Source organism: Streptomyces lydicus, from assembly GCF_000717345.1.
GTDB lineage: Bacteria > Actinomycetota > Actinomycetes > Streptomycetales > Streptomycetaceae > Streptomyces > Streptomyces lydicus.
Genome location: NZ_JNZA01000016.1, coordinates 59,296 through 74,466, shown reverse-complemented (window position 1 = coordinate 74,466; position 15,171 = coordinate 59,296). Strand labels below are relative to the sequence as shown.

11 protein-coding genes and 1 tRNA gene are annotated in these 15,171 nt (G+C 76.4%); 3 read left to right on the top strand and 9 right to left on the bottom strand.

Features of this window, described 5'->3' with window-relative positions; genetic code table 11:
* Window positions 1-221: 221 nt before the first annotated feature.
* A complete protein-coding gene (locus OO62_RS17615) occupies window positions 222-1,742 on the bottom strand; it encodes an MFS transporter (RefSeq protein ID WP_078617217.1) in 1,521 nt (506 codons plus the stop codon).
* 133 nt (window positions 1,743-1,875) lie between these two features.
* Between OO62_RS17615 and OO62_RS17610 the strand changes: the two genes are divergently transcribed.
* Both OO62_RS17610 and OO62_RS17605 read left to right on the top strand, forming a co-directional pair.
* Window positions 1,876-2,739, top strand: coding sequence for an alpha/beta fold hydrolase (locus tag OO62_RS17610; protein ID WP_033268389.1), 864 nt, complete (start codon window positions 1,876-1,878; stop codon window positions 2,737-2,739).
* Between the two features lie 136 nt (window positions 2,740-2,875).
* Window positions 2,876-2,947, top strand: a tRNA-Cys gene (locus OO62_RS17605).
* A 75-nt stretch (window positions 2,948-3,022) separates the two neighbouring features.
* Here the strand turns inward: OO62_RS17605 and OO62_RS17600 are convergent.
* The 6 genes from OO62_RS17600 to OO62_RS17575 form a co-directional block, all read right to left on the bottom strand.
* Window positions 3,023-5,377, bottom strand: a complete 2,355-nt coding sequence (locus tag OO62_RS17600; protein ID WP_398742178.1) for a xanthine dehydrogenase family protein molybdopterin-binding subunit — start codon at window positions 5,375-5,377, stop codon at window positions 3,023-3,025.
* A complete protein-coding gene (locus OO62_RS17595) occupies window positions 5,374-7,473 on the bottom strand; it encodes a 2Fe-2S iron-sulfur cluster-binding protein (protein ID WP_033268388.1) in 2,100 nt (699 codons plus the stop codon). Before OO62_RS17595 ends, OO62_RS17600 begins: the two co-directional genes overlap by 4 nt.
* Window positions 7,470-8,366, bottom strand: coding sequence for an FAD binding domain-containing protein (locus OO62_RS17590; protein WP_033268387.1), 897 nt, complete (start codon window positions 8,364-8,366; stop codon window positions 7,470-7,472). Before OO62_RS17590 ends, OO62_RS17595 begins: the two co-directional genes overlap by 4 nt.
* Window positions 8,367-8,709: 343 nt before the next feature.
* Window positions 8,710-10,362, bottom strand: a complete 1,653-nt coding sequence (locus OO62_RS17585; protein ID WP_051733349.1) for a beta-N-acetylhexosaminidase — start codon at window positions 10,360-10,362, stop codon at window positions 8,710-8,712.
* Window positions 10,363-10,738: 376 nt separating this feature from the next.
* On the bottom strand, window positions 10,739-11,032 hold the full coding sequence (locus tag OO62_RS17580; RefSeq protein WP_026169910.1) for a DUF3039 domain-containing protein: 294 nt from the start codon (window positions 11,030-11,032) through the stop codon (window positions 10,739-10,741).
* Window positions 11,019-12,275 (bottom strand): MFS transporter, encoded by a 1,257-nt coding sequence (locus OO62_RS17575; protein ID WP_033268386.1) that lies wholly within the window; start codon window positions 12,273-12,275, stop codon window positions 11,019-11,021. The genes OO62_RS17580 and OO62_RS17575 overlap by 14 nt, the downstream gene beginning before the upstream one ends.
* Window positions 12,276-12,408: 133 nt before the next feature.
* Between OO62_RS17575 and OO62_RS17570 the strand changes: the two genes are divergently transcribed.
* Entirely contained in the window at window positions 12,409-13,455 is a 1,047-nt protein-coding gene (locus OO62_RS17570) for a LysR family transcriptional regulator (RefSeq protein ID WP_078617216.1), read from the top strand.
* 22 nt (window positions 13,456-13,477) lie between these two features.
* On the opposite strand, the gene OO62_RS17565 is transcribed toward OO62_RS17570, so the two are convergent.
* Both OO62_RS17565 and OO62_RS17560 read right to left on the bottom strand, forming a co-directional pair.
* Complete coding sequence (locus OO62_RS17565) at window positions 13,478-14,158, bottom strand: hypothetical protein (RefSeq protein ID WP_033268385.1); 681 nt, start codon at window positions 14,156-14,158, stop codon at window positions 13,478-13,480.
* Window positions 14,159-14,358: 200 nt separating this feature from the next.
* The gene (locus tag OO62_RS17560; RefSeq protein WP_033268384.1) at window positions 14,359-15,030 is read right to left on the bottom strand and encodes a YqgE/AlgH family protein; all 672 of its coding nucleotides are present in this window, start codon (window positions 15,028-15,030) and stop codon (window positions 14,359-14,361) included.
* Window positions 15,031-15,171: the final 141 nt, after the last annotated feature.

Below are 15,171 nucleotides of genomic sequence, written 5' to 3'. Positions count from 1 at the left end.
GGCTGGGTTGTTGTCGGGTGCGGTGCCGGCCCTCCAGACTTCGTCCTCCGGTCCAGCCCCTCCCGTAGTGGGTGAGAAAAAGGCCGGTGGGGGCGAGCGTCAGTGACGACGCTCACCCCCACCGGCCCTCAACTTTCCCTCCCACGGGAGGGGACGGGCCGGAGGGGCCTTGGTTGTGGACGTAAAGCGAAGCAGTCCACAACCAAGGCCGCGGAGGTCCGTCACCGCACCCGACGACCACCCGCCCGCCGCAGGCGCCACGGCGAGAAACCACCACGGCGGGACGGCCGACAACGTGGGAAGCCAAGCCTTCGGCTCAAAATCGCCCCCGCAGCCGCCACGCAAGCCATCGTGGCGAAGACCGCCGTGAAGGCTGCCGGGTGGCTCGTGCCCGGGCCGGTGGGGGCGGCCGCGACGGCGCCTCCGCCGAAGGCGACGAACAGGGCGCCGCTCAGGCCGACGAAGGTGACGTTGCCCAGCGCGTCCGCCATCTGCAGGGAGGCGGAGTTGCTGCCGGTCTCCTCGGGGCGGGACAGCTTCAGCAGCAGCACACCGCCGCTGGAGATGTTCAGGCCCATCCCGAAGCCGCCGACCGTCCAGGCAACCGCGACGATCCAGGCCGGCATCCCGTCGACCAGCGCCAGCGGCACCATGGCGATCGCCAGCGCGAGCAGGGCCATGCCCAGGCCCATCAGCCGCTCCCGGTGGGCCTCCAGGCGCGGCCGGCTCTGCACGTACGAACCCAGGGCCCAGGTCAGTCCGCCGCCGGTGAGGGAGAGGCCGGCGAGGGTGGCGGACAGCCCGCGCTGGGTGACCAGCATCAGCGGGATAAAGCTCTCGGCGGCGACCAGCGCCCCGGCGGCGAGTCCGCGCATCAGGACGACGGTGGGCAGCCCGCGCCCGGCGCGGAACGTGCCGCGGGGCAGCAGCCGCACGAGGGCCGGCCCCAGCAGGACCAGCCCGGCCGCCGCGGGCAGCAGCGCCGCCCAGCCGGGGCGCCGGCCGGCGTACTGGAGCAGGCCCGCGCCCACCGCGACGGCCAGCGCGAGCAGGCAGCGCCGGCTGCCCAGGACACCCCGCACCCGGCCGCCCGGCCCCGGCTCGGTACGCGGCAGCTTGCGCAGGGCAGGCAGCATCACGGCGAGCGGCAGCAGTATCAGCGCGGGGATGGCGACGAACACCCAGCGCCAGCCGAACTGTTCGGTGACGGTCCCGGCGAGCAGCGGGCCGACGATCACCGGCACCACCCAGGCCGCGGAGAACGCCGCCATGACCGAGGGGCGCAGCCGCTCCGGGTAGGCCCGGCCGACCACGGCGTACAGCGAGACGATCACCAGCCCGCCGCCGAGGCCCTGCACCCCGCGGCCCGCGACGAACATCGCCATGCCCCCGGCGCCGCCGGCGATCAGCAGGCCCGCCCCGAACGCGGCGATCCCCGTGAACAGCGGGGCGAGCGGGCCGTGCCGGTCGCTCCACACGCCGGCCAGGGCCATCGCGAACAGGCTCGCCGTGAAGAACGCGGAGAAGGCGAAGGCGTACAGGCCGATGCCGTGCAGGGCGCGGGCGGCGACCGGCATCGCGGTGTTCACGGCGCTGGCCTCGAAGGCGACGAGGGAGACGACGGAGATGATGCCGAGGGTGAGGGCGCGGTGGGCCGGGGCCAGGACGCCGCCGGTGGCGGGGCCGGGGTGCGCGTCACCTTCGCGGGGCGGGGTGGAGAGCGCGGGCGGGTCAGCGGTCATCGGCTCAGCGTAAGGGCCGTAGAGCTGCTGCGCCCCTGTCGCGGGACGGGGATCGGGTCGGTCGTCGGCCCTACGCCGCGGGCCTCGGCCGGGTGGCGGGTCTCGGCGGTCACAGGGCGGGCAGGCTGTCGGTATGCCGCACTTCCGTACGTATGACGATGCCGAGCTGCACTACCGCGTGCTGGGCCCGGCCGACTCACCGCTGCCGCCGCTGGTCTGCCTGGCCGGCGGGCCCGGGCGGGACGCCGCCTATCTGGGCGACCTCGGCGGCCTGGCCGCGCACCGGCAGCTGATCGTGCCCGACAGCCGGGGCACCGGCGACTCCCCCACCGCCGACGACCCGGCCCGCTACGCCTTCCCGCAGCTCGCCGAGGACCTGGAGGCACTCCGCGCCCACCTGGGCCTGGAGCGGTTCGCGCTGCTCGCGCACGACGCGGCCGCCGCGGTCGCGCAGACGTACGCGGCGGGCCGCCCGGAGCGGCTGACCCGGCTGGTGCTGGTCTGCCCCGGCTCCCGGCTGCAGGGCGAACTCCCCGACGACGCCCGGGAGATCTTCGAGGCGCGGGCGCACGAGGAGTGGTGGCCGGACGCCTCCGTGGCGGTGCAGCGCCTCGCCGACGCGGCCGGGATGGGCGAGGTGCGGGAGCTGCTGCTGGCCGCCGCACCCCTCGCCTACGGGCGGTGGGACGCCCCGCAGCGGGCCCACGCGGCCACGGAGGGCGAGCAGTTGGGGCCGGTGCCGCGGGCCGGGTTCTGGCAGGGCGTGGACGAGCAGACGCGGCTGGCGGTACTCGCCGGGCTGCGCGAGGTGACCTGCCCCGTGCTGGTGGTGACCGGTGACCGGGACGCGGTGTCCGGTATGCGGGCGGGCGAGCTGGTGGCCGCGTCGTTCCCCGACGCCCGGGTGCGGCCGCTGCACGAGGTGGGCCACTACCCGTGGGTGGACGAGCCGGAGCTGTTCGCGCCGGTGGTGGAGGAGTTCCTGCGGGCGGCGTGACACACGGCCGCGGCCCCGCCCCGCCCGCCACATGAACCCCGTGTTGCGCCGCGTTGCAGCCCCGTGGCAGCCCGCCCCGCTCCCTTGCCGCACCCCCCGCCCCGCACCCTAGAGTCGGAGACGCACCGCACAACCCGGCCGTGTGCCCGAGTGGTTCAGGGGCTCGCCTGCAAAGCGAGTTACGTGGGTTCGAATCCCGCCACGGCCTCGATACGCGTTACGTGCGACGGAGGCGGCTCCCACATCCGTGGGGGCCGCCTCCGGCGTTGTGGCTGCCGGGCGGCTACTGCGGGATGACGTGGGCCACCGCCGCCTGCGGGCGGATCGGGAGGCGGCCGATGGGGCGGCCGGTGGCGGCGCGGACCGCGGAGGCCACCGCCGCGGGTGAGGTGACGACCGGGACCGCGCTGGCGGGCTTGGCGCCGAAGGGGGCGATCACGTCGCGTTCCTCGACGAGTTCGACGATGCGGATGTCGGGGGCGTCCAGGGCGGTGGGCAGGGCGTAGCCGGTGAGGTCGGGGTGGCGGACCAGGCCGCGGGTGGTGCGGAGGTTCTCCATCAGGGCGGCGCCCAGGCCCTGGGTGACGCCGGCCTCGATACGGGCCCGCAGCTGGCGCGGGTTGAGGACCCGGCCCACGTCCTGCGCGACGGTCATCTCGACGACCCGGATCGTGCCCAGTTCGATGTCGACGTCGGCGACGCAGCGGATCGCGCAGAAGGCGAGGCCGACGAACGCGTCGCCCTGGCCGCTGTCGTCCAGCGGCTCGGTGGGGTGCGGCCGGCACTGGGCGGTGGCCCACAGCTCCTTGCCGTCCAGCGCCTCGGCAACCGTCGTGCTGAGCACCCCGTCGTACGAGGTGATCTTGCCGTCGTTGATCTGGAGGAGTTCGGTGGACATGCCGAACTTGTGGGCCAGCGGCTGCAGGAGCTGGGTGCGGACCATCTTGGCGGCGCGTTCGACGGCACCGCCGGAGACCCAGGTGTGCCGGCCGTGGCAGGCGGCGCCGGCCGGCGGCTGGTCGGTGTCGACGGCCGCGACGTGCACCTCTTCGATGCCGAGGGTCTCCTGCACGATCTGCCGCGCGAGAGTGGAGAAGCCCGAACCGGTCTCGACGGCGGCGCAGATGACCGTGGCGACCGAGCCGCTGACCTTGACGGTGGCGGTGGAGACCTCGTCGGTGCCCTCGGCGCCGAGCATGTGCACCATGCCCAGGGCGTAGCCGACGCCGCGGCGTACCGCGCCCGGCTCGCCCGCGCCCTCGGGCCCGCCCGGCAGCAGCCACTCCGCCTCGGGGGCGTCCTTGGGCAGCTCGGGCAGCGGCGCCTCCTTCACGGCGCGCAGGAGTTCGGCGACGGGGGCCGGGCAGGTCACCGGCTGCCCCGTGGGCAGCAGGTCGCCGGTGGCCATGACATTGCGCATCCGGAGCTCGTCGGGCTCCAGGCCCAGCCGGGCCGCCAGCTTGTCCATCTGGCCCTCGTAGGCGGCGCAGACCTGCATCGCGCCCTCACCGCGTACGTGGCCGGAGGGCGGGTTGTTGGTACGCACCGCCCAGCCGTCGACGACCGCGTGCGGGACGACGTACGGGCCGCAGGAGAAGGACACCGCGGCGGCCAGCGCGTCGGCGGAGGTGTCCGCGTAGGCGCCGGCGTCCATGAGGATCTGCGCCTCCACCTTGACCAGCTTGCCGTCGGCGTCCGCGTGGTGGCGGTAGCGCAGCAGCGTGGGGTGGCGGTGGGCGTGGGCGAGGAAGGACTCCTCGCGGGTGGCGGCCAGTTTGACGGGGCAGCCGGTCCGCAGCGCCAGCAGGCCGAGCGGCAGCTGGATGCCGGGGTCCTCGCGGTCGGCGGTGGCACCGGGGACGCCGGTCACCACGACCTTGACCTGCTCCGGTTCCAGGCCGAAGGACGCGGCGGCCAGATCGCGGTCGGTGTGCGGGTCGGTGGAGGCGGTGTAGATCTCCACCCCGCCGTCGGGGCGCGGCACCGCGAGCCCGGCCTCCGCCCCGATGGGCGCGGGGTCCTGGCGGCCGATGCGGTAGAGCCCCTCGACCATCACCTCGCCGACGGCGTCGGGGTCGCCGAAGCGGAGCGGGATGTGCCGGATGAGGTTGCCGTCCGGGTGCAGCGGCTCGGCCTCGAAGGCGAGTTGGGGGTCCGTGACGGCGTCCAGGACCTCGTACTCGACGGCGATGGCGGCGGCGGCGAGCCGTGCGGTGTCGGGGTGGTCGGCGGCCACCGCGGCGATCGGCTCGCCGTGGTGGCGGACCTCGTCCCTGGCGAAGACGGGGCGGTCGGCGGTGCCCCGGCCGTGGCCCGCGTCCCCGGGGACGTCCTCGTGCGTGACGACGACGCGTACGCCCGGCATCTCCGCGGCGTGCTTGGTGTCGAGGGACAGGATCCGGGCGCGCGGGTGCGGCGAGCGCAGCACCGCCGCCCACAGCAGCCCCTCGGCCCACAGGTCGGCCGCGTAGGGGAAGGTGCCCTCGGTCTTCGCCGGCGCGTCGGCGGACGGCAGGGAGACGCCCAGGCCGTGCAGGGGCGTCTCGACGGGGATCGGGGTGCCCGCCGCGGGGGTCGCGGTGGCGGCGCCCGCGCCGTCGGACGTGCCGGTCACGCCTCCCGTGCTCCGCTCGTTCATGCCGAGCCTCCCGTGTGCGGATCCTGGTCGTGCGGGGCAGGGCCCATGGGGTCGGCGGGGCCTGCCTGGTGGGGAATGCGGGCGGTGTCCGCCGGTGCCGGCCCGTCCGGGTCGTCCAGTGCGGCGTAGGCGGCCTCCGCGGCCTCCGCGCGCTCCTTGACGACCTCCTCGACGGCCTCCAGCACGCCCCGGTAGCCGGAGCAGCGGCAGAGGTTGCCGCACAGCGCCTTGCGGGTCTCCAGCTCGCTGGGGGCGTGGTTGCCCTCCAGCAGGTCGTGCACGGTCATCGCCATGCCCGGTACGCAGAAGCCGCACTGCACGGCACCGGACGCGGCGAGCGCCCGCTGCACGTCGGACGGCACGCCGTTCTGCGCGAGCCCCTCGACCGTGCGGACCTCGCTGCCCGCCGCTGTCGCCGCGGGCACCAGGCAGGACGCCACCAGCCGCCCGTCCACCTGGACGGAGCAGGCGCCGCACTCGCCCTGCGAGCAGCCGTCCTTGGCGCCGGCCAGGCCGAGGCGCTCGCGCAGCACGTACAGCAGCGACTCGCCGATCCAGGCGTCGGTGACGGGCCGGTCGATGCCGTTGACGCGCAGCACGTAGGAGGCGGCGGGGTGTTCGTCGTGGGAGTCGGGTGCCACGGCGGGGGCGGGCGCCTCGCCGTCCGCCGGGTCCGGCGCGGTGCCGTCGGGCGCGTCGGAGGGCGCGTCGGGGGCCGTGCCCCGGTCGGCGTCCTCGGCGGCGCCGGGCGCACCGGTGGCGGCCGCCGCGCCGTCGTCCCCGGCGGTCGCGTCGGTTCCGCCGGGGGCGGGGTCCGGGGCGTGACCGGCCTGCTGGTCGTGGACGGGGTCCGGGTCGGGCTCGAAGGACGCGGCGGGCGCGGCGGGCTCGAAGGCGTCCGGGTGCGTTCCGGCGGCCTCCGGGGTACCGGGCGCGGCCGGGCTGCCGTCGGCGGGCGGCGCGAACTCGTCGGGTGCCTGCGGGCGTTCCTCGTCGGCCGCCGGGGTCGTCCAGCTGCCCGCACCGGCGGGGGCGGGCACGTCGACCGCCCCGTCGTGCGCGGGCTGCGCCGTGTTGCCCGCGGGCGGCCACTGGGCCAGCGCGTCGGCCGGCAGCGACCAGTGCCCGGTCGCGGCGGTGTCCGGGGTGTCGGCGCCCGTCCCGTACGGATCTGCGGCGCCGTGGCCTTCGACGTCGTGCGCGGTGACGTCGTGCGCGCCGGTGTCATGCGCGCCGGTGTCGTGCGGGCCGAGGTCGTGCGCGCCGCCGTTCCGCGGGGCGCTCTCCGGCGCGTAGGAGCCCTGCACGGGGCCGCCGTACGGGTCCTGTCCGGCGCCGCCCGGCGCGACGTCCTCGGCGGGCGTCTGCGCGCCGCCGGTGGCGCTGAGCCCGGCGGTGAAGTTCCAGTGCCCGGTGCGGGCGGCCTCCGCGGGGTCCGCCGCGCTGCCGGCGGTGTCGTACGCGCCGGCGCCCGGGTAGCCGCCCTGGTAGGCGGCGGCGTCGTGGCCCGGGTGACCGGGCAGCCCGGCGTGGCCCGTACGGCCCGTCAGGCGCTCGTCGCCCACCAGGTACTCGCCGGACTCCTCCACACCGTCGTCGGCCGCGACCGGCACCGACCAGCTTCCGGTGCCGCCCGCCTCCGGGCTGCCCGCCACGGGCCAGTCCACGGGTTCGCCGCCCCACGGCCGGGACCCGTCGGGCGCACCGCCCCGGTAGCCGGCGTGCGGGTCGTGGTGGGCCGGGGCCTCGGTGTGCGCCGGGTAGCCGGCGGACGGGTCGGCGTAGCCGGCCGCGGGGCCGGCGAACGGCATCGTCCACTGGCCGGTGGCCGCCGGGTCGTTGTCCGCGCCGGCGCCCGGCGCGGGGGCGTGCGGGGTGAAGGAGGCCGGCGGGGTGTAGCCGTGGCCGGGCGCGGCGAGCGGGTCGGCGCCCGGGGTCCAGCCGGGGGTGCGGCCGCCGTAGACCCCGGTGGTGAAGCCCTCCGGCAGCTGGACGAAGGCGGTTGCCTCCGACTCGTACTCGCCGCCCTGCGGCAGCGGCTGCCAGCCCTGCTCGGGGTGCGGGGCGTGCGGATGGCGGTTGTCGGCGTCACTCATGACAGCGCCCTCCCGAGTGCGCGGCGGGCCAGGGCTGCCACCGTACGGCGCAGGTGCAGCGCGGCGGGCGGCAGGGCCGCCGGTTCGGAGCCGTCCTCCGGCGGTGCCGGGTCGGGGATGCAGGCGGCCGCGACGTAGTCGCCGAAGGCCGTCAGGGCCTCGGGTACCAGGCCGCGTTCGCCGTCCCAGTCGATGAGCGAGGCCACCCACTGCTCGGCCTCCAGGGGGCGCAGCGGCATGGCGGCGACCGCGCCGACCGCGCAGCGCACCCCGCGCCGGGCCGGGTCCAGGACCAGCGCGACCGAGGCGGTGGCGCGGCCGGGGCCGGTGCGGCCGGTGGCCTTGAGGAAGGTCTGCGGGGCGTGCAGCAGCGGCACCCGTACGAAACCGACGAGTTCGCCGGGGTGCAGCATCTCGCGGCCGGCCAGCAGGTGGCTGACCGGGATCTCTCGGCGGCCGCCCCCGGGACCGGCGATGATCACCGTGGCCTCCAGGGCGGCGAGCACCGGCAGGGTGTCGCCCGTGGCCGCGGAGGTGACGATGTTGCCGCCCAGGGTGCCGGCGTTGCGGATCTGCGGCGGGCCGGCCGCGCGGGCGGCGGCGGCGAGACCGGGGATCAGGGCGGCGAAGTCGGGGCGTCCCATGCGGGCGAGGGTGAGGCCGGCGCCGAGCAGCGCATGGCCGTCCAGGTACTGCCAGCCGCGGATCTCGCTGATCCGGCCGAGGCCCACCAGGGCCGCGGGTCTGAGGAGTCCGGCGTTGACCGCCGCCATGAGATCGGTGCCGCCCGCGACGGGCACGGCGGCAGGCATGGCGGTGAGCGCCGCCACCGCCTCGTCGAGCGAGGCCGGCAACGTCACCGTGTGCGACGCGTGCGGTGCGTGCGTGGTCAAGCCAGCTGCCCCTTCCCCGGTGTCCCGGCAGTTCCGCTCCGCCGTACGGTACGTGCTCACGGCCCGGACGTGGCAACTCTGGCACATCTTCCCGGGCCCTCGGCGCGAGGGTCCACGAAGCGGCGTTCCGTCCCCGAACAGGCTGCTGGTCCGGTTTCGTCCGCCACAGGCCGTGAGTTCACCCGCCACGGGCCGTGAGGGAGCACGGTGGCGGCCGGCCGCCGCGGGCACGCCCCGTCGGTACGGCGGTGCCCCGCAGGGCGGTACGGCGGGGCGGAGGAACCGCCGTACCGCACCACCGTCCCAGGGTCCGGCCGGGCGGGCTCCCTCCTTGCACGGGGGCTCACACGTTTGGGGGCGCCCCGTCGATCGGGCGTCCGAGCACGCCGGGGCGTTTCTGCCAGGGGTGGGGGCCGCCGGGTGGCCGGTAGTCGACGCCGAGGGCGTCCAGCCGGGCGTAGTGGACGGCCATCCGCCGGGTGAAGTCCTGGTAGTCGCGGTCCGCCGGGGCGGGCAGCCGCGACCAGGCGACCTCGGCGAACGCGGCCAGCCGCGGGAAGACCTGGTAGTCCAGGCGCGCCTGAGTGTCCATGACCTCGGTCCAGGCGTTGGCCTGGGTGCCCAGGACGTGCGCGGCCTGTTCGGCCGTCAGTTCCGGCGGGACCGGCTCGAAGCGGTAGACGTCCTCCAGGGTCCGTACGAAGCCGATCGGTACCGGCTCGTCCGGGGACGGGTCCTGACGGTGGTCCAGATAGACCTGCTGTTCGGGGCACATGACCACGTCGTGGCCGGATTTGGCGGCCGCGATGCCGCCCGCGTAGCCCCGCCACGACGACACGGCGGCACCCTCGGCCAGGCCGCCTTCGAGGATCTCGTCCCAGCCGATCAGGCGCCGGCCGCGGTCGCTGAGCCAGCGGTCGAAGTGCCGGATGAACCAGCTCTGCAGCTCGTCCTCGCCGGCCAGCGACAGTTCGGCGATCCGGGCCTGCGCGGCGGCGGACGCCCGCCACTGGTCCTTGGGGCACTCGTCGCCGCCGATGTGCACGAACGGCGAGGGGAAGAGGTCGAGGACCTCCTCCAGGACGTGCTCGTAGAACCGCAGGGTGTTGTCGGTGGGTGCCAGTACGTTGGGGTTGACGCCCCAGGTGTCCCAGACCTGCAGGGAGGTGGTGTCGAGGACGTCGGTGTTGCCGAGTTCGGGGTAGGCGGCGATGGCGGCCTGCGAGTGTCCGGGGAGGTCGATCTCGGGGACGACGGTGATGTGCCGCCGGGCGGCGTAGGCGACGATCTCGCGGAGGTCGTCCTGGGTGTAGTAGCCGCCGTGCGGGCGCTCGTCCCACAGGGGGGAGGCGCGGTGGCCGATTTTGGTGCGCGCGCGCCAGGCGCCGGTGCGGGTCAGCTCCGGGTAGCGCCGGATCTCCACGCGCCAGCCCTGGTCGTCGGTGAGGTGCAGGTGCAGGACGTTGAGCTTGTGCGCGGCGAGCAGGTCGAGGCAGCGCAGCACACCGTCCTTGGGCAGGAAGTGCCGTGCGACGTCGAGCAGCATGCCGCGCCAGGCGAAGCGGGGGGCGTCCTCGATGGTCTGCGCCGGCAGGACGACGGGGCTGCCCGGGGCGAGCGGGGCGCGGCGGAAGGCGTGCGGGCCGAGGAGCTGACGCAGGGTCTGCGCTCCCCAGAAGACACCGGCCGGGCCGCCGCCGGTGAGCCGGACGCCCCAACGGCTCACCGCCTCCAGGCGGTAGCCCTCGGGCGGCAGGGCCGGGTCCAGGGCGAGGACGAGGGTGTCGGTGGCGTCGGCGGGGCCGGGCGGCAGCGGGAGGCCGAAGGCCGCGCCGAGGGTGGCGCGCAGCCAGTGCGCGGTGTCCTCGGTGCCGGGCGCGGCGGCCAGCGCGGTGCCGTTGCCGAGGCGGACCGCGCAGCGGTGGGGCCCGTCGACGCTCAGCGGTGCCGGGATCAGGCCGGCGCCCGCTCCCGGGTGGGTGTCTGTGTCCGGCATGCCGTCAGTCCTTCGGCGCGCCGCCCGGGCACGGGACCGGTCGGCGCTGTGCGGGTACGGAGAAGATCGGCGCGGGTGGTCGTCGCGGTCGATGCTGCCATGATCCCGCCCCGGCCGTTTCCCGTTCACCCGAAGAGGGCCGTCACGAGGGGCGGGCCGGGGCGGGAGGCGGCGCAATCCCCGGGGCGGCGGGGGCGGTTGTGCGCCGCGGCGGGCGGCCGGGCCCGTCCGCGGCGCCGGCCGCGCGCGGGAACGCCGACGGGCCCGGTCCACGAGGGCCCGGGCCCGTACCCACGGCGGGGCACCGCCACCGCACGACACCGGTCACGACGTCCTGCGGCTCCTGCTGTTCTGCTGGGGCGTGCGGCCCGCGGCGTTACTTCTTGCCGCCGTCCTTGCCGCCCTTGTCCTTGTCGCCACCGGCGCCCATGGACTCGAAGATCTCCTTGCACATGGGGCAGACCGGGTACTTCTTGGGGTCACGGCCCGGTACCCAGACCTTGCCGCAGAGCGCCACGACGGGGGTACCGTCGAGCGCGCTCGCCATGATCTTGTCCTTCTGGACGTAGTGGGCGAAGCGCTCGTGGTCGCCGTCGCCGTGCGACACCTGTGGTGTCGGCTCTACGAGGGTCCCCGTGCCTGCCCCGCGCTCGGGCTCAAGAGTGCTCATAACTGCCAAGGGTACTCACGCCCGCGGCAACCCGGGAGCGTCGGCCCGCCGCCAGGTGGACGGCGAGGGCGGCCGCCGCCACCGCGGCGGCCGCCCACGGCAGCGCGTCCGGCGCCAGGCCCGCCCCGAGCGCCAGTCCGCCGAGCGCGGAGCCGACCGCACTGCCCAGGTAGAGCGCCGAGTTGTTCAGCGCGAGGGCGACCGTGCCGCGCGGTCCGGCCAGTTCCAGCAGCCGGTGCTGCTGGGGCACCTGCAGCGCCCAGCCCGCCGCGCCCCACGCCACCAGCGCGGCCACCGCGCCGGGCAGCGCCACGGCGGCCAGCCGGGGCAGCAGGGCCTGCGCGGCGACGACGACCACCAGCACGCCGCCGACCAGGGCCCGGGCCCGCCCGCCCCGGTCCGTCCCGCCGCCCGCCGGGTGCGCCGGGGTCCGCCCGGCCCGCCGGAACGGCACCCGGGCGGGTCCCGTACGGTCCACCAGCGGCCCGGCCAGGACACTGCCCAGCACCCCGCCGGCACCCCAGGCCCACAGGTACGGCGCGACCCCGCCGATGCCGCCCGCCGCGGCCAGCACCGGCGCGAGGTAGGTGTACAGGCCGAGGCTGGCCACCGCGGCCAGGAAGGACACCCCGACGACGGGCGCCAGCGCGCGGTCCGTGAGCGCCGCCAGCCGCTCCCGCACCGGCACCGCGGGCCCGGCCGGCACCTCGGGCAGCCGGGCCGCGAGACCGGCGAGCGCCACCGCGCCGAGGCCCGTGAGCAGCCACATCGTGGCCCGCCAGCCGGTGTGCTCGGCCAGCAGCACCCCGATCGGCACGCCGAGGACGGTGCCCGCACTCATCCCGCCCATCACCACCGCCAGCGCCCGCCCGCGCCGCCCCTCGGGCGCCAGCGCGGCGGCCGCGGCCGTGGACAGCGCGGAGTAGACCCCGGCCCCGGCGCCCGCCACGGCGCGGGCGGCGAGCAGGGCGCCCAGCGAAGGGGCCAGGGCGGTCGCGGCGTTGCCGAGCGTGAAGACGGCCAGCGCGGCGAGCAGCAGCACCCGGGGCCGTACGCCGGAGAACAGGCCGGCGACCAGGGGCGCGGAGAGGGCGTAGGCCAGCGTGAAGACCGTCACCAGCTGGCCCGCCAGCGACACCCGGGTGCCGATGTCGTCCGCGAGGACCGGCAGCAGCCCGGCCATCACATAGGCGTCCAGGCCGAGGGTGAACGCCCCCAGCGTCAGCAGCCAGACCTTGCGCACCGTGCTCAACTCCCGTGATCGTGCGGAGCGCCGGGGGTGCCGCGCTCCGGGTGGATGGACCGACGGGGGAAACGTAGGAAGTCTCCGGATGCCCGGGGAAATGCCTGGTGGGGTGCACTTATGCTGAGGCGGCATGAATGACGGCGGAGGCGGGGACAGCGACGGAACCGGGGTCCGGGGCCGGTCCGGCGGCGGGGACGAGGGCGGGGACGGCGGGGTGCTCGACGCCCTCGGCGGTCTGGACGGCATCGCCCTGCGGCATCTGCGCGGCTTCCTCGCGGTCGCCGAGGAACGCAGCTTCACCCACGCCGCCGACCGGCTGCGGATCGGCCAGCCGGCGCTGACCCGGACCGTCCGCGCGCTGGAGACCACGCTCGGCGCCCGGCTGCTGGACCGTACGACCCGCCGCGTCGAACTCACCGACGCCGGCCGGCGGCTGCACGCCGAACTGGCCCCGCTGCTCCCCCGGCTGGCCGCCGCGCTGCGCCCGCCCACCGGCCGCGCGCTGCTGCGGCTGGGCTTCACCTCGCTGCTGCCCGCCGCGTGCACCCCGCTCACCGCGGCCTTCGAGGCGGCGACCGGGGCCGGGGTGCGGCTGGTGCGCCGGGACTCCCCGCTCGCCGGGCTGGAGACCGGGGAGTCGGACGTCGCGGTGGTGCGCGGCGAGGTCCCCGGCGACGCCGGGCTGCGCACCGCGCTGCTGCTCCACGAGCCGCGGGTCGCCGCGCTGCCCCGTACGCCGCTGCCGCCCGCCGGGGACTCCGCCGCGCACCGCACGCCGGGTCCGCCGCCCCGCCCCGGCGGCAGGGGCCCGGCCGCCGCCCGGCAGGCCGCCCTGCGGGCCGTGGCGCGCCGCCGGGTGCTGGACTGGGCCGAGCTGGCCGATCTGCCGCTGGTGGTCAACACCGTCACCGGCAGCACCCGGCCGGAGCTGTGGCCGGCGGACCGGCGGCCCCAACCGGTGTGCACCGCGGGGAACTTCGACGAGTGGCTGGAGGCGGTCGCCGCCGGGCACGGCGTCGGCGTGGCCCCGGAACCGGTGGCCGAGCGCCATCCGCATCCCGGGATCCGCTACGTACGGCTCAAGAACGCGCCGGCCGTGCCCGTCCACCTGGCACTGCCCGCCCGCGACGCCCATCCGCTCGCCGAGCGCTTCCTCGCCCTGGCGGCGCGGCCCTAGGGCGGACACGCCCTGGGCGGCGCTACGAGGCCACCGCTGCCCCGTTCCGCTCGCCGGCCGTCAGGCCGAGCTTCTCGGCGAAGGCCAGCGCGGCCTCCGGCCGGACGTCGTACCAGGAGTCCTTGTCGCAGACCGCGTCCAGCAGCGCGGCGACGTCCGCCTCGCCGACCGTGCGGGACTCGGCCGCGGAGAGGAAGGCCCGCACCCCGGCCGCCGCGTCGACCTCGGTCTCGGTGAGCGCCACGAGGTCGTCGATGATCCGCCGGACCGCGTCCTCGCCGGGCGCGGCCCAGCTCAGCGCCATCTTCAGGCCGTCGTCCGGCAGCTTCTCGGGATACGGCGCACGCGCCCAGGCGCCGTCCTGCCACCAGTAGACGAACCCGAAGAGATTGCCGTCGGCGTCGTGCCGCAACCGCTCCCAGGGCAGCCACTCGGGGCCGCCGGCCAGGAAGTCGATCTGCCGGTCCCCGTCGTGGGTGTAGCTGCCGTCCGAATCCTGGCCGCACAGCAGCGCCCGGCCGCCCTCGAACAGTTTCAGCCGCCACCAGTAGCTGCCGCCGCCGTTCCAGCACTCCAGCCCCTGCTCGCCCCAGGAGAACTCGTCGCCGTCGTCCATCGCGGCGGCGACCACCGCGAGCGTCGCGGCGCGGGCCCACACCCGCTCCGGACGGTCCAGGTCCCCGGGCACACTCGGCCTGTGCATGGCACTCTCCCCCGCTGTCCGGCGCGGCCCCGCCCCACGCGGCCGCGCGCCGTCCCCTGTCATCTCGCACCATAGCGACGGGGACTGACAATCCCCCATGACGAAGCCGTCACAATAATCCAGCGGTCAACCAAAATCCGGGCGGGCGCGCGAAGGACGCCGTTCCTCCCTCACCCACGCGGCTCGGGCCGTCCCCGGCCTCAGTTCAGCGAGGGATCGTCCGGATACGTCGCCACCATCGCCAGTTCGTTGCGCTGCCGCCGCAGCACCGCCCGCCACAGCTGCTCGGGATCGGGCGAGGAGACGTCACCGGGCTCGGACTCGACGACGTACCAGGCGCCCTCGACCAGCTCGTCCTCCAGCTGGCCCGGCCCCCAGCCCGCGTAGCCGGCGAAGATCCGCAGACTGCCGAGCACCGCGGCGAGCAGCTCCGGCGGGGCCTCCAGGTCGACGAGACCGATCGCGCCGTGCACCCTGCGCCAGCCCAGCGGCTCGTCGCCCGCCGCGACGTCGGCGCGGTCCGCGGCCGCCACGCCGGTCGCCTCCGCGCCGTCGTCGTCGGGCCGGGCGCCGCCGTCCACGGCCGGGACGCCGCCGTCGCCGGACGGCCCGCCGGGCACCACGGCCACCCCGAGCGCCGAGTCCAGCGAGACCGGACCGCCCTGGAAGACCACTCCCGGCTCACCGGCCAGTGCGGCCCAGGGCGCGAGGATGTCCGCGACGCCGACCGGCGTGGGGCGGTTGAGGACCACGCCGAGGGAGCCCTCCTCGTCGTGGTCGAGGAGCAGCACCACCGCGCGGTCGAAATTCGGATCGGCGAGCGCGGGCGTCGCGACGAGCAGCCGGCCTGTGAGCGAGGACACCTCGGTCATGGCCACATGATCCCGCACTTCTGCCCCGAGCGGGGAGTCAACGCCCGGTCCCGTGCGAGAGCAGGGCAGGGCGTACGGCGGCAGCCGCCGGCGCACGGGCCCGGGGGCGTCGCCCCGGACGCGGCACCGGACCACACATTC